Consider the following 15,290-nt stretch of genomic DNA (forward strand, 5'->3'; position numbering starts at 1 on the left):
TCTGTCGGTTATACACCGTGTGCTTCGATAGCTCAGTCGGTAGAGCACTTCACTCGTAATGAAGGGGTCGAGGGTTCAAGTCCCTTTCGAAGCTTCCTTTATTTTGTTTACAATATACTATTTTGTATACTATTTTCGAACTGCCTGCATTTACAGTAAAGTAGATGCAGGCAGTTTCAATAAGAAAGGAGAAATAAATGGCAGATAGAAAATTTTCGCAGGATATGGCAGGCGCGTGGGGGCTTATGAGACAGAAAGAAAAAGTGCTCATGATTTTACAAAGTATACTGACTGCCATATTGTTAATCTTTATCATTATCGATGTGGGCATGGGGATGAATAAGGGCTGGATGTTAAAAACGGAGCTTGGAATTGTTATTGTGCTGTTTGTTTTAAATGCCCTGAAAGCCTATCCGGAGAGGAAGAAAGCAATCGTTTTTTATGTGCTGCTTACCTTGGCGGCGGTGGTTTGTTTTACACTCCAGTTTATATAAATGGAAAAATCTTGACAAACGTATGTGGATACGCTACAATACATAGTGATTCAAAGTATATTTTTGAACGAATAAAAAAAGAATTTAAGTAAAAAGGAGAAATCGTATTATGTTAGAAAAAATGCAGGAACTTATCGCAGATCAGTTGAGCGTAGATGCAGACAGCATCACAGAAGCATCTTCTTTCAAAGATGATTTGGGAGCAGATTCTCTTGATCTCTATGAATTGATCATGGCTCTTGAAGAGGAGTATGATGTTGAGATTCCTACGGATGATTTGGAAAGCATCAACACAGTAGGCGACGTAATTAATTTCTTAAAGAGCAAAGGTGTAGAGTAAAACAATTGCACATAACCTGATAAACAGGTCAAGATTGACACCAAGAAGGTTTGACATAGTCCGCTTCTCTTGGTGTCAATGTTTTAGAGTGCAATGTATACGCACCAATGATGAGAGAATGATGAAAGAAAGGCTAGGATAGAACTATGGGTAAAATTGCATTTGTCTTCCCCGGACAGGGAGCACAGGTGGTAGGAATGGGACAAAATGTTTATGAAAATTCAGCAGTGGCAAAAGATGTGTTTGAACAGGCATCTAAGGCAGTTGATTTGGACTTGAAAGCACTTTGTTTTGAAGAAAATAACGACATTAATATTACAGAATTTACGCAGGTATGTCTTCTTACAACCAGTGTGGCAATTATGGAAGAATTGAAAACCAGAGGTGTAAAGGCGGATGTGGCAGCCGGACTTAGCCTTGGTGAATACTGTGCGTTAGTAGCAGCAGGTTCTATGAATTTTGTAGATGCTGCAAAAGCAGTTCGTAAACGTGGTATTTTCATGCAGGAAGAAGTGCCTGCCGGAAAAGGCGGTATGGCAGCAATTCTTGGTATGGATGCCGCAGAGATTGATAAAAATATTGAAGAGTTTGATAAAGTTCAGGTTGCAAACTATAACTGTCCGGGACAGATTGTAATTTCCGGAGAGACTGAACAGGTAAAACAGGCAGCAGACAAATTAAAAGAAGCCGGAGCAAAAAGAGCCGTTCTTTTAAACGTAAGCGGACCATTTCACTCAAGCCTTCTTACAGGAGCCGGTGAAAAATTAGAGGCTGTATTAAAAGAACTTACGATTGAAAAACCGCAGATTCCTTATGTGGCAAATGTAGACGCTTCCTATATTACAGAGCAGGCAGACATTATGCCTCGTCTTGTAAGTCAGGTCAGCCATTCGGTACGTTGGCAGCAGTCAGTGGAAAAGATGGTAGAAAACGGTGTTGATACCTTTATCGAGATTGGACCGGGAAGAACATTGGCAGGATTTAATAAAAAAATTGCCAAAGCCATTGGCAAGGAACTGACTACATATAATGTGGCAACAATGGAAGATATTGACAAGGTTGTAGAAGCGCTCAAATAGTGCTTTATGAAAGAGAGGCAGTATGTTATTACAGGACAAAATAGCAGTCGTTACCGGTGCCAGCAGAGGAATCGGAAGAGCAACTGCAAAAGCGCTTGCCCGCGAAGGTGCAATGGTAATTGTTAATTATAATGGTTCCAAAGAGCGTGCCGACGAAGTTGTTTCTGAGATTGAAAAAGATGGTGGGAAAGCAAAAGCCATTCAATGCAATGTCAGCGATTTTGATCAGGCAAAAGAATTTTTTGGCGGCGTAGTAAAAGAATATGGAAGAATTGATATTTTGGTAAATAATGCCGGAATTACAAGAGATAATCTGATTATGAAAATGTCGGAAGAGGAATTTCAGGATGTTATTCAGACAAACCTTGCCGGTGTATTCAATGGCATTAAATTTGTGACGCGTCCGATGATGAAACAGCGTCAGGGACGTATTATTAACATGGCTTCCGTATCGGGTATTATCGGTAATATGGGACAGGCAAATTATTCCGCTTCCAAAGCCGGTGTAATTGGTCTTACCAAAGCGACGGCAAAAGAATTGTCATCCCGTGGTATCACAGTAAATGCAGTAGCACCTGGATTTATTGCAACAGAGATGACGGACAAGCTTTCGGATGCGGTAAAAGAAGAAGCATGTAAAACGATTCCACTTGGTGCCTTTGGTACGGTAGAAGATGTAGCGGAAGCAGTTGTATTTTTAGCATCTGACCATGCGAAATACATTACCGGACAGGTATTGTGTGTCGATGGCGGTATTGCGATGTAACAAAATGAATGGAGGAAAGAATGAGTAGACGAGTTGTAGTTACCGGTATGGGTGCAGTAACCCCAATCGGAAATAATGTAAAAGATTTTTGGGAAAATGTAAAAAAAGGAACCGTTGGAATCGGACCAATTACGAAGTTTGACACAACCGATTACAAAGCACATTTGGCTGCAGAGGTTAAAGATTTTGATCCGACGATTGCGATGGATAAAAAATCCGCACGACGTATGGAAGATTTTGCACAGTATGCGGTTGTAGCTGCAAAAGAGGCACTTGAAGACAGTGGACTGGATATGGAAAAGGAAGATCCATTTATGGTAGGATGCAGCGTCGGCTGTGGAATTGGAAGTCTTCAGTGTGTGCAGAAAAATTATGAGAAAATTTTGACAAAAGGACCAAACCGTGTAGCTCCGCTTATGATTCCGATGCTCATTTCCAATATGGCAGCCGGAAATATTTCAATTCAGTTTGGGTTAAAAGGTAAAAATATCAACGTGGTAACAGCTTGTGCAACAGGTACTCACTGTATCGGTGAGGGATACCGATCCATTCAATATGGTGAGGCAGATGTTATGGTTGCCGGTGGCTCAGAAGGTGCGATTACCGAGCTTGGTGTTGCCGGATTTACCGGATTGAATGCATTGAATACAACAGATGACCCGAAAAGAGCTTCGATTCCGTTTGATGTAGACCGTGGTGGATTTGTTATGGGTGAAGGTGCTGGTATTTTAGTTCTTGAAGAATTAGAGCATGCCAAAGCACGTGGTGCTCATATTTACGCAGAAGTTGTTGGTTATGGTGCAACGAGTGATGCACATCATCTGACAGCACCGATTGACGACGGAAGCGGCGATGCAAAAGCAATTGAGTTTGCAATCAAAGATGCGGGCATCAAACCGGAAGATATTGATTATATCAATGCACACGGAACCAGCACACACATGAATGATGCATTCGAGACTAAGGCAATTAAACTTGCGATGGGAGATGCGGCTTACCAGTGTAAAGTTAATTCAACAAAATCCATGGTAGGACATCTGCTTGGTGCTGCCGGTGGTGTTGAGGCAATTACTTGTGTAAAATCTATTATGGAAAACTATGTACATGCCAATATTGGTCTTGTAAATCAGGATCCGGAATGTGATTTGGATTGTCCGAAAGAGGCTGTTGAAACAAAAGTTGATGTAGCACTGAGTAACTCTCTTGGATTTGGTGGACATAATGCTGTATTGATTTTCAAGGCATTTGCAGAATAAAAAACGGAAGGGAAAAACGAAATGTTATTAGATATCAACGATATTCAAAAGATTATCCCACACCGTTATCCGTTCCTCTTAGTTGACTGCGTCGAAGAGATGGAGCCGGGAGTAAGAGCGGTAGGATATAAAAATGTAACGATGAACGAGCCATTTTTTCAGGGCCATTTTCCACAGCAGCCGGTAATGCCGGGTGTGTTAATCATTGAGGCATTGGCTCAGGTTGGCGCGATTGCAGTATTAAGCCTTCCGGAAAACAAAGGGAAACTTGCCTTCTTTGGCGGAATCAAAAATGCCAAATTCAGAAAGCAGGTAATTCCGGGCGACCGTCTGCGCTTAGAGACAGAAATTATTAAATGCAAAGGACCAATGGGCATTGGCAAAGCAGTTGCAACAGTAGATGGTAAATTAGCAGCAGAAGCAGAAATCAGCTTTATGTGTACGGATGCTAAGTAAAAGGCGTCGAAATAATATAATTATGAAATAGAAAAAAGAAATTCATTTGTCTTGAGACAGGATAATGTTTCACATTATAGTCTCTCGCCAATTGAATTTCTTTTTTTCTATTTTAACTGTATTGTTCGACTGTGCTTTTGTAAAAGAGAGAGGGGGATGTGTCGCCAAACGACCAAATAATGCTTAACTAGTTTTTAGTGGGAAGTTTGTGCCAAGTGTTTGATGCTAATCTTTTAGGATTCCAGTAAATTAGTCGCAAAACATTTTCGACTAATTTACGGACCCTAAAAAACAACCATCAAGCACTTACCCCAAACGAATATCAAAAAGGTATCAAAAAGAAATTAAAAAAAATCTTACGATAACAGCAAAAAAGTGGTATACTAATAGTGTAGACAGAAAATATAAGCGCCTCTTATAGTCGTGGCGCAGTCGGCAGAAAGGATGGATAGACTTGTTTGAAATAGGAGACTATGTAGTGCATGGGAATAGTGGAGTCTGCCGGGTAGAATCGATTCAAAATATGGATGGCATAGATGGTGCCCCACAGCGCACGTATTATACGCTGGTTCCGATTTATACTTCGGGCAGTAAACTGTTTGTACCAACGGATGGAAAAAGAGTAGTAACACGTCCGGTTATGACGAAAAAAGAAGCAGAGACATTATTAAAAGAGTGGGACGAAATTGAGACACTCTGGGTAGAGAACGATAAGAAGCGGGAAGAGGTGTACAAAGAGGCACTCCGTTCCTGTGACAGCAGACAGTGGGTTAAACTGATTAAGACGTCTTATCAGAGAAATCAGGCCAGATTACAAAAAGGAAAAAAAGCAACAACAAGTGATGAGCGTTATCTGCATATGGCAGAGGATAATTTGTTTGGTGAATTAGCAATTCCTTTTGAAATGACAAAGGGAGAAGCAGAGGAGTATTTTGTAGCACAGATTCGTGGAGAGTAAATGAATTTATTATGAAAAAAAGCCGGTTCGCTTTTTCGCAGACCGGCTTCATTTTTTTTGTTATTTTGATTCAATTTCTTTTGTCATCTTAGCAATCAATTCTTTTACTGCTGGTACAACATCAGCAAGTGCAACTTTATCCTGTACAGACTTATCACGGCTGGAAAGCTCTACAACTGCATCTTTCATATTTCTTGGGCTGACTACAAGACGAATCGGAACACCAAGTAAATCTGCGTCAGAGAACATAACACCCGGGCGGACATTTCGGTCGTCATAAATAACTTCAATGTGTTCTTTCTGCAGACTTGCATATAATTCATCAGCAAAAGCTTTTGCTTCGGCATCGTCTGCACGCAGACAGCACAGGTGAACCTGCCATGGGGCAATGGTAATCGGCCATACCGGACCGTAGTCATCGTGATGTGCTTCACAGACAGAAGCAGCAAGACGTCCAACGCCAATACCATAACAGCCCATAATTGGATAATGGGATTCGCCATCCGCATCCAAATACTGCATATTCATAGATTTTGTATATTTCGTTCCGAGCTGGAAGATGTTTCCTACTTCAATACCGCGGGAAATGTGGATGGTCTTTTTACCACAGTGTGGGCAGATGCCGCCATCAACGATTTTTGCTAAATCCACATATTCGGCATCGACAACATCACGCTCCATGCAGAGTCCCGTGTAATGATATTCTTCTTCGTTGGCACCACAGGATAAATTATTTGTTCCCTGAAGTGATTTGTCATAAAGCACGGTGTAGTTGCCATTTACGGTAAGATTTACCGGGCCGATATAGCCGGCATTCAGACCACAGTCGCTTGTTATAACAGCCGGATGAACTTCTTCACCGAGATAGTTTGTTAATTTGGTTTCATTTACATCTAAATCGCCGCGGATGAAAATAACAACAAAATCGTCTGTCATATTTTTCTGGTAAACAACAGCTTTACACGATTTCTCCAATGGAGAATGAAGAAAATCACAGATTTCTTCAATGGTGTGAATGTTAGGTGTGTGAACTTTTGTCAGTGGTTCATCGGCTGCATCTTTCGCATTTTCAATAACCGATTCAGCAGCTTCCATATTTGCACGGTAATCACAATCGGAACAGATGGCAATCGAATCCTCTCCAATTGGTGTTAAGAGCATATATTCATGGGAAAGACTTCCACCCATCATACCGGAGTCGGAGGCAACAGTAACTACTTCCGGGATACCGGCACGTGCAAAAATGCGGTTATAAGCATCATAACAAATTTGATAATAACGCTCTAAGTCTTCCTGTGAAGTGTGGAAAGAATAAGCATCTTTCATAGTAAATTCGCGGACACGGATTAAACCGGCACGTGGACGTGCTTCATCACGGAATTTAGTCTGAATCTGATAAATCATAAAAGGATAACTGTTATAACTTTTTGCATAATCGCGGACAAGCTGAACGGCAGCTTCCTCGTGAGTCATTCCTAAGACCATTTTTGAGCCGTTGCGGTCGGTAAAACGTAAAAGTTCACTGCCGACACTTTCGTAACGTCCGGACTCATCCCACAAAGATGCCGGAAGAGCAACCGGGAACAAAACTTCCTGTCCGTCAATGGCATCCATTTCCTCACGGATAATCGCCTCTATTTTCTGGCAAATGCGCTTTAATGGGGTAAATTGTGAGTAAATTCCCTTGGCTACATCTTTCATATAGCCGCCGCGCATCATCAGTGCATGACTTTCAACGACGCAATCGCTTGGTTTTTCTTTGAAGCGTTCGCCTACTAATTTGTCTAGTTTCATAATTGTCATTTCCTCCAAAAATAAATTCGTACATCAAATGTAAGTGCTCAAAATCGATTTTGAACAATTACATTTATGTTAGCATTTAGCCGGGCAAATGTCAACTTGCACAAACCAAAAGAGAGTGGTACAATGTGCGTAATTTGGAGCGAATGCAGAAAGGATGAAAGAATATGACATATCAGACAGCAGTTTTTGATTTGGATGGAACGTTATTAAATACATTAGAAGATTTAGCGGACGCCGTGAATTATTCACTTAAAAAAAACAAAATGCCACTTTGTACAATTACGCAGGTGTGTCAGTATGTGGGAAATGGAATTGTAAAGTTAATGGAGCGTGCGGTTCCATCCGGCAAGGATAATCCGGTATTTGAGCAGGCACTTTCTGATTTTAAAGAATATTATGCAGAACACTGCCATGACAAAACAGCACTGTATCCGGGGGTTCTTGCGCTTCTTCAAAATTTAAAGAAAAAGGGTGTGAAAATGGCGGTTGTATCAAATAAGGCAGATTTTGCGGTAAAAGAATTGATGCCGGTTTATTTTCCGAATTTGCTGGATGTGGCACTCGGAGAGATGGAAGAAATGGGGATCCGAAAAAAGCCGGCACCGGATATGGTTTATAAGGCATTGGCAGAGTTACGGTGTGATAAGAAAAATGCTGTTTATATTGGTGATTCGGATGTTGACTTAGCGACAGCAAAAGCCAGTGAAATGGACTGCATTGGTGTGAGCTGGGGATTTCGGGGAAGAACTTTTTTAGAAGAGCATGGTGCCGATTACATTGTCGATAAACCGGAAGAAATTGAAAAATTTTTCAAATAAAAACAAACGAATAAAAACAATAAAATGGGTCACAATAGCATTGTAAGAAACGATTTATTTGTAGAAAGTGAGGATATTTCAATGAAAAAAATAGTAGTTTTTGCAATGCTTGTTGTTTGTTTGTCCGCTATGGTAACCGGGTGCGGCAATAAAAATAACAGCGCAACGGACCCATCTGCTTCCCCGGAAGCAACAAATGAAGCGACACAGACGCCAACGAATGAAAATAATAACACAGCAACGCCAAATGCGACGGATGACAACAAAAACGATGATAACGATTTATCGGATGATGTAAAAGACGGCGTGGATGATGCTGCTGACGGTGTAAACGACGTAATTGACGGTGTGGATGACGCCGTTGATGATGTGACGGGAAACGATAAAAATTAATAATGGGATGAAAAAGAAGCAGCAACGGGATTGACCGAAACTGCTTCTTTTTTGTACATATATATTTTTATGCGAAATAGTTAAGGTAAATGAAAAAAATGTAAAATATGTAGTTTTTTTGTCAAAATTTTTATTGCTTGGAATATATTGGTATGGTAGAATATAAATTGTTATAGGGAGTTTTATGGGATAAATAATTGAGGAAGGAGGATATTTTTATGGAACAGAAAAACGGAGCAGCAACAGCTTCTACCATTCTTGGTATTGTGAGCTTAGTGCTCGCTATCATCGGAGGAATTACCTTTGGTGTAATTGGTGCCGCAATTGCTTTGATTTTAGGTATCGTAGCAGTTGTTCTCGGTATTAATGCCAAAAAACAGACAGGAGGCACAAAAGGTCAGGCTGGTTTTGTCTGTGGTTTGATTGGTATTATCTTTGCTGTTATTTTTGCAGTAGGATGTTCAATCTGTGGTGCTGTTGAGTCCAGCAGTACCAAAACAAGTTATACTTGTTATGGATGCGTTGGTGGTTCCTGTTTAGTAAGCAGTGATGTTAATGATGCAGCAGATAGTTTAAATGACTTGAGCAATGCATTGAACGACTTGTCAGATGCTTACAACTAAGAGAACAATATAACCAAAATAAAGAAGGTTGCTGCTTAGGCAGCAGCCTTTTTTCTAAGGAGGAGAAAATGTTTCCATCAATTCATTTAGGATTTGCAGATATTCCAACTTATAGCACAATTTTTTTGGCAGGTTTTTTTATAGCCATTGTTATAGCAAGAAAAATAGCAGGCCGCTATCGTCTGGCCAAGGAGGATGTTTTATATGGTGCCATCTATGCGGCGATTGGTATTCTTATCGGCTCTAAACTGTTGTATTGTTTGACAAGGCTTCCGAGCCTGATACAGAAATGGGATGCAGTTGCGGCTGGTTTTGATAAAAATTTCATGCAGACACTGTTATTTTTAATGAATTATTTGTTTGGCGGGCTTGTTTTTTATGGTGGCCTGATTGGTGCCTTTTTGGGGATCTTTTGTTACTGTAAGCAGTATCATTTATCCTATGTTTCGTATATGGATGTGTTTGCACCATTGATTCCATTTGTTCACGGTATTGGAAGAATTGGATGCTTTTGTTCCGGGTGCTGTTATGGCATTGAATACCATGGCCCTTTTGCGATACAGTTTCCGTATAATGAGGCTGTTCCGCAATTAAGTCAGGTGCCGCGTTTCCCCGTGCAGCTTTTAGAGGCGCTTATGAATTTTCTTTTGTGTGGTATTTTGTTTTGCCTTATGAAGAAAAAGAATTTGAGAAATGGACGGTTGATGGGAATTTATTTGATTTATTATTCCATTGCCAGATTTTTGTTAGAGATGCTTCGCGGGGATAAAATCAGAGGAAGTATCAGCATTTTTTCCACCTCGCAGTTAATTAGTTTGATTTTACTGCCGGTTGGAATTGTTTTGGTGCGTGGAAAATGGGTGGAAAAGCATTGCAAGGAAGAAAAAAGTGGTGTATAATTTTCCGTAGAAAAATGCCGGCGGGACAGGATGACCGGTGAGAAAGATATGGAAGGAAGAAAATTATGTTAGATATCAAATTTGTAAGAGAAAATCCTGATGTTGTAAAACAAAACATTAAAAATAAATTTCAGGAGCACAAACTGCCACTCGTGGATGAAGTGATTGCACTTGATAAAGAGCGCCGCGAGACACAGCAGAAAGCAGATGACCTTCGTGCTCTTCGTAAGAAAAATTCAAAGATGATTGGTGCGCTGATGGGTCAGGGCAAAAAAGAAGAAGCTGAGGCAATGAAGGAAGAGGTTGCCGGTTATGCCAAAGAACTTTCTGATTTAGAAGCACGAGAGGCAGAAATTGCAGAGGAATTGAATAAGCGCATGATGGTAATTCCAAACATCATTGACCCGAGTGTTCCAATTGGTAAAAATGATACTGAAAATGTAGAAATTGAGAAGTTTGGTGATCCGGTGGTTCCGGATTTTGAAATCCCATATCATGCACAGATTATGGAATCATTTGATGGACTGGATTTGGATTCGGCACGTGACGTTGCAGGAAATGGATTCTATTATCTGATGGGCGATATTGCAAGACTTCATTCTGCGGTTATTTCCTATGCAAGAGACTTTATGATTGACCGCGGATTTACCTATTGTGTGCCGCCGTTTATGATTCGTTCAAATGTTGTAACAGGTGTTATGTCGTTTGATGAAATGGATGCGATGATGTACAAAATCGAGGGTGAAGATTTGTATCTGATTGGTACGAGTGAACATTCTATGATTGGTAAGTTTATCGATAAAATTATTCCGGAAGAACAGCTGCCAAAAACTTTGACCAGTTATTCTCCATGTTTCCGTAAGGAGAAAGGTGCTCACGGAATTGAGGAACGCGGTGTTTACCGGATCCATCAGTTTGAAAAGCAGGAGATGATTGTTGTCTGCAAACCGGAAGACAGTAAAATGTGGTTTGATAAATTGTGGCAGAACACCGTTGATTTATTCCGTACATTGGATATTCCGGTACGTACGTTAGAATGTTGTTCCGGTGACTTGGCTGATTTGAAAGTAAAATCGATTGATGTAGAGGCATGGTCTCCACGCCAGAAGAAATATTTTGAAGTGGGAAGCTGCTCGAATTTAGGAGATGCGCAGGCACGCCGTTTGAAGATTCGTGTTGTCGGCGAAGGTGGTAAGTATTTTGCCCACACCTTAAATAATACAGTTGTTGCACCACCACGTATGTTGATTGCGTTCTTAGAAAATAACTTATGTGAGGATGGTTCAGTTAAGATTCCGAAAGCATTACAGCCATATATGGGCGGTAAAGAAAAAATTGAAGTGAAATAAAAATGACACAGTGTGGTTTTATAGTGAGACTGCACGATGACAGAAGATTCTGCTATCGTGTAGTCTTTGTTCTGTGATTTAAGGAAAGATAAATATAAAAATTTACAAAGAAAGGTGAGAGGAAATGCGAAGCAGCAAAAGGTATTTTGCACTGTTATTTCTTCTGTTTGCTTTGGCATTTGCCGGAGTGAATCAGACGAATTATGTGCAGGCAAAGGAGACGACACAAAAGATTTGTCTCTACTTAGGACAAAAGATTACTCTTGCGGATTTGCCGGAAGGGGAAGTGGTTTTAAGTAAAGAGCATGTGGTTGAGGTATCGGCAAACAAAGTTGTTACGACGATTGGTGCAGGTACGGTTACGATTTCCGTGAAAACGAAGGCGGAGACAGTTGATTATGCAGAAATTGAAGTAAAGAAAAATGAGATTCTTTCAGATTTGAGTTTTAACAGACAGTCTTTTGCAGCACATCCTTTGGGCGGTGGCTCTTTTCAACTGCCGATACCGCAGTTTGAATCGATGACGTGTGTATGGCAGGCAAGAACGCCGGAAACAGCCACAGTTACACAGGAGGGAATTATTACGCCGGTTTGTGCAGGCTTTGCAGAATTTTCTGTTACGGTTACGGATTCATATGGCGGTGTGTACTCTTTTGTGCTTGGTGTTGAAATTTTGCAGCCCCAATTTACAATCCAAAAGCAGAATTTAGCGAAGGGCTGTCAGACAACACTTTTGTTAGAATCTGTTGCAGGAAATCCGGTTGTTTATCAGACAAGGGATACTTCCATTGTTTCGATTGTTTCCTATAATCAGGCGGGTGTTGTAGTTAAGGCGAAAAAAGTAGGTTCTACTACTGTAGTGGCGCAGGTGGATGGCGTTCAGACCGAATGTGTGATTACGGTCACAAACCCGAAAATAAAAAAGGCATATGGTTTTTATCAGAAAAAGAAAAAACTGGCGGTCAAGGTGACTGGGTTAAATGCAGAAAGCCGTCCGCTCTTTCGTTCGTCTGATGTAAAAGTTGCTGTTGTGACAGCTTCAGGAAAGGTGACAACGAAAAAGTATGGAAGTGCCGTGATTTCCTGTGAGGTTGATGGAAAGACGATAAATTATTATCTGGCAGTAAGTACGAAAACGGCTGTACGGGCGATGCGGTATGGTTATAAACAGATAGGAAAGAAAAAGTACAGTCAGGCAAGGCGGATGGATAAAAACTATTATGACTGCTCCTCTTTTGTTTACCGGACCTATCGTGCGGTAGGAAGATATCTTGTCTGCAAAACAAGCTGGGCGCCGGTGGCGGCGGACATCGGCCACTATTATGTGAGAAAAGGAAAGTGCATTAAGGCAAAGAAAAACTATTCTGAAAAGAAAATGAGACCGGGAGATTTGATTTGTTTTGGCGGTTCGAAAGCTAAAAAGAATGGACGATATAAGCGAATATACCATATTGCAATTTACATCGGAAATGGTAAGACGATGGAAAGCAGTTCAACCTATAATAATGTTGTAATAAGAGACAGAGGAGTATTCAAAAAGAGCGAAATTCCGGTCGTTGTACGCCCATAATTTGTAAAAAAAGTAATTGACGAGTAAAATATCACGTGATACAATAAAGTTCCTTTCGAAAGGAACAGCAAAAAGCAGTGTTTCTCATGCGCAGGGGAGGCACTGCTTTTGCTTTATCAGACGGCGTGGTGTTTGTCTGGTGAATCTAATTTCATTTTATCTGTTTATCTGGTAAATGAGAATCGCAGCTATTTACATGATATATAAAGACAAGAGGGAGGACTGTCTATGAATTTAAAAATGAAAAAAGTAATTGCATGGGTGCTTGTGTGCCTGTGTGTGTTTGGCTCGATGCCAAAGGAAATGGTGAAAGCAGCTTCAAGCAGTACGATTTATTTTGTGCCGAAGGGGCAGCAGGGGCGGTATACGGACAATCTTGATGAAGCATTACAGAGTTGTTCATCACGTGGTGGAGAGATTATTTTGGAAAAAGATGTACATTATGATTTCCCAGATTTTATTTATTATGATACAATAAATAAGGATACTACTCTTGTAGTGTCGGAGGGCGTTACGTTGACAATCGGAAAAAAAGGATTGCGGATGAATGGAACTTTGCAGCTTCGCGGCGGAACAGTAGACTTGGAAAAATCGGAGGGGATTTTATATGGTTCCGGAAACGTTCTGGTGTTAGATGGACGTGTGATTAAAAAATCATATTCCGTAAATAAAAACAACAGTTCCATCTGCCTTGAAGCAAAAAGTATTTCATACGGTCAGAAACTGAAAGAGGCACAGATTCCCGAGGATAAAGTTGAGTGGTCAGTGCCGGTTGAGGGAACGTGGCAGTTTGTGAAAGGAGACTTAGTCCCACAATCGGGAACATCCAATCAGGATATTGTATTTGTGCCGAAATATCCGATGACGTATGATTCCTTATTCTTTACAAAGAGTGGGAAAGTAACGGTAAATACTGTTATCCCAAGACGACAGGATGAAAAAGAAGTACAGATTTTTGCCGGTCAGAATTTAATGAAAATTCATCCGGACTTGATGTATGTAAGTCCGGTTACCGGCGAAAAGGTAGCAGGTGAATTTAGCTTTTCTACGGATGCCAAAGAGTATGATGTTGGAAAACATGAGATATCGGGTGTGTTTACGCCACAGGATAATAATTATCAGTCGGTTACGGATACAGTGGTCGTTGATATTGTATCGGTGAAACCGGAGCAGGCAGCACCACCGGTTGTCCGCAATTATGGAATCTATGGGGACCGTTTGAATCAGATACGCTTCCTTGAAGGAAAATATAAAAATCCGAAAACGGGGGAAATCATCAAAGGAAGTTTTGAGTGGAAAGATGGCAGCCAACCATTGAAACTTGGAACCTGCGGGTACACAATGTTATTTATCCCGGATGGGAAAGGTTATGAAACTGTGGAGAGCGAAGTTTTGGTGGAAACACTGCCAAAAGAGATGGAGGAATTTGAGTGGCCATCGTGCTCCAATCTTTCCTTTGGTGAGGATTTGTCGAATTCTTCTCTTAGTTTCCAGAAAAACGAATATGGTATTTTCTTCTGGGAAGATGAGAAAGTTCAGCCATCGGTTAAAAATTCAGGTGTCCATGTTGTGTTTCGTCCGGCAGACACCATTCGGTATGACTGGAGCAAGGTGGCAGGGTATGATGAGAAGACAAAGACAATTACATGCTCAATTCCGATTACTGTGTGTCCGGTGAAAGGAAAACTGCCAACGATAAAAGCTAAGGAATGGAAAGAAGGCGAAACGGTTTCCGGATGCGCATTGTCGCTTGAGCCTGCGAAAACGGGAACGGTGACATGGAAAAATCCGGTGCAGAAAGCAGATAAATCAGGCTGGTATACGGTACTCTTTTGCCCGGCAGACTCCGATAATTATGACTGGAGCAGTTATGAGCAGGATGAAAAGGGAAATATCTGTATGCAGGTGTATCTTACTGTGGTACCAAAGCCGACGCCATTGCCAACGCTGACTCCAAAGCCGGTACCGACAGAGAAACCATCCCTTACACCATTGCCGGAATCAACGGAAGTACCGTGCACTACTCCTGTCGTACGAGAGAAAAATACATCCAAACAGGGCAGTAATGGAGTGGCGGGGACAAAACCGACGACAACTTTTATGATTACGCAGCTTGTATCAAAGACATCGAAGATTCAATCTCCGATTGTTCCGAAAACATCTATTTTGAAATGCGGCAGGAAAGGCAAACGAGTGCTGCTTCGCTGGAAGAAAAAGAAGGGTGTTTCCTATCAAGTTCAGTGGAGCACAAATGTTAAGTTTAAGAAAGCACATAAAAAGAAAGTGAAAAAGAATTACTATGTGATATCGAACAAAAAGATTGGAAAGAACTATTACGTGCGTGTCCGTTGTGTGAAAAAGAAAAATGGAGTGATTTATTATGGAAAATGGAGCAAGGTGAAAAAAGTATCCGTGTAACGATTTAGAAATTTTCTGTTAGAAAAAAGCAGGGAACAATGATTTTGTGCGAGCACAGTTATTGTTCC

Annotated in this window: 15 protein-coding genes and 1 tRNA gene; 15 read left to right on the top strand and 1 reads right to left on the bottom strand. The window is 40.9% G+C overall.

The window, feature by feature from the left end; genetic code table 11:
- Positions 1 to 21: 21 nt before the first annotated feature.
- From DW005_RS01285 to DW005_RS01320, 8 genes are all read left to right on the top strand, one after another.
- Positions 22 to 94, top strand: a tRNA-Thr gene (locus DW005_RS01285).
- Positions 95 to 197: 103 nt separating this feature from the next.
- Positions 198 to 494: a hypothetical protein gene (locus DW005_RS01290; RefSeq protein ID WP_117477854.1), complete on the top strand. Its 297-nt coding sequence runs from the start codon at positions 198 to 200 to the stop codon at positions 492 to 494.
- A gap of 109 nt (positions 495 to 603) precedes the next feature.
- A complete protein-coding gene (acpP, locus tag DW005_RS01295; protein ID WP_022377358.1) occupies positions 604 to 834 on the top strand; it encodes an acyl carrier protein in 231 nt (76 codons plus the stop codon).
- Positions 835 to 980: 146 nt separating this feature from the next.
- Positions 981 to 1,913 carry an ACP S-malonyltransferase gene (fabD, locus tag DW005_RS01300; RefSeq protein WP_022377357.1) on the top strand — a complete coding sequence of 311 codons (933 nt, stop codon included), beginning with the start codon at positions 981 to 983 and terminating at the stop codon, positions 1,911 to 1,913.
- Positions 1,914 to 1,935: 22 nt separating this feature from the next.
- Positions 1,936 to 2,679: a 3-oxoacyl-[acyl-carrier-protein] reductase gene (gene fabG, locus DW005_RS01305; RefSeq protein WP_117477855.1), complete on the top strand. Its 744-nt coding sequence runs from the start codon at positions 1,936 to 1,938 to the stop codon at positions 2,677 to 2,679.
- A 20-nt stretch (positions 2,680 to 2,699) separates the two neighbouring features.
- Positions 2,700 to 3,935 carry a beta-ketoacyl-ACP synthase II gene (gene fabF / locus DW005_RS01310; RefSeq protein WP_117477856.1) on the top strand — a complete coding sequence of 412 codons (1,236 nt, stop codon included), beginning with the start codon at positions 2,700 to 2,702 and terminating at the stop codon, positions 3,933 to 3,935.
- Positions 3,936 to 3,956: 21 nt separating this feature from the next.
- Positions 3,957 to 4,391 (top strand): 3-hydroxyacyl-ACP dehydratase FabZ, encoded by a 435-nt coding sequence (gene fabZ / locus DW005_RS01315; protein WP_117477857.1) that lies wholly within the window; start codon positions 3,957 to 3,959, stop codon positions 4,389 to 4,391.
- 454 nt (positions 4,392 to 4,845) lie between these two features.
- Positions 4,846 to 5,349 carry a CarD family transcriptional regulator gene (locus DW005_RS01320; protein WP_181974906.1) on the top strand — a complete coding sequence of 168 codons (504 nt, stop codon included), beginning with the start codon at positions 4,846 to 4,848 and terminating at the stop codon, positions 5,347 to 5,349.
- 60 nt (positions 5,350 to 5,409) lie between these two features.
- Here the strand turns inward: DW005_RS01320 and DW005_RS01325 are convergent, their stop codons facing one another.
- A complete protein-coding gene (locus DW005_RS01325) occupies positions 5,410 to 7,143 on the bottom strand; it encodes a proline--tRNA ligase (RefSeq protein ID WP_117477859.1) in 1,734 nt (577 codons plus the stop codon).
- Positions 7,144 to 7,316: 173 nt separating this feature from the next.
- Here DW005_RS01325 and DW005_RS01330 point away from each other — a divergent pair, with 173 nt between their 5' ends.
- The 7 genes from DW005_RS01330 (at position 7,317) to DW005_RS01360 (ending at position 15,222) form a co-directional block, all read left to right on the top strand.
- Positions 7,317 to 7,970 carry an HAD-IA family hydrolase gene (locus DW005_RS01330; RefSeq protein ID WP_022377351.1) on the top strand — a complete coding sequence of 218 codons (654 nt, stop codon included), beginning with the start codon at positions 7,317 to 7,319 and terminating at the stop codon, positions 7,968 to 7,970.
- An 81-nt stretch (positions 7,971 to 8,051) separates the two neighbouring features.
- The gene (locus DW005_RS01335; RefSeq protein ID WP_022377350.1) at positions 8,052 to 8,363 is read left to right on the top strand and encodes a hypothetical protein; all 312 of its coding nucleotides are present in this window, start codon (positions 8,052 to 8,054) and stop codon (positions 8,361 to 8,363) included.
- 218 nt (positions 8,364 to 8,581) lie between these two features.
- On the top strand, positions 8,582 to 8,986 hold the full coding sequence (locus DW005_RS01340; protein ID WP_117477860.1) for a hypothetical protein: 405 nt from the start codon (positions 8,582 to 8,584) through the stop codon (positions 8,984 to 8,986).
- A gap of 68 nt (positions 8,987 to 9,054) precedes the next feature.
- Positions 9,055 to 9,885, top strand: a complete 831-nt coding sequence (locus DW005_RS01345) for a prolipoprotein diacylglyceryl transferase (protein WP_117477861.1) — start codon at positions 9,055 to 9,057, stop codon at positions 9,883 to 9,885.
- Between the two features lie 65 nt (positions 9,886 to 9,950).
- Positions 9,951 to 11,234, top strand: coding sequence for a serine--tRNA ligase (gene serS, locus DW005_RS01350; RefSeq protein ID WP_117477862.1), 1,284 nt, complete (start codon positions 9,951 to 9,953; stop codon positions 11,232 to 11,234).
- A gap of 124 nt (positions 11,235 to 11,358) precedes the next feature.
- A complete protein-coding gene (locus DW005_RS01355; protein WP_117477863.1) occupies positions 11,359 to 12,804 on the top strand; it encodes an NlpC/P60 family protein in 1,446 nt (481 codons plus the stop codon).
- A gap of 228 nt (positions 12,805 to 13,032) precedes the next feature.
- Positions 13,033 to 15,222, top strand: a complete 2,190-nt coding sequence (locus DW005_RS01360) for a hypothetical protein (RefSeq protein WP_117477864.1) — start codon at positions 13,033 to 13,035, stop codon at positions 15,220 to 15,222.
- Positions 15,223 to 15,290 lie beyond the last annotated feature (68 nt).

It is taken from the genome of Clostridium sp. AF36-4, assembly GCF_003435975.1.
Lineage (GTDB): Bacteria > Bacillota > Clostridia > Lachnospirales > Lachnospiraceae > Eubacterium_F.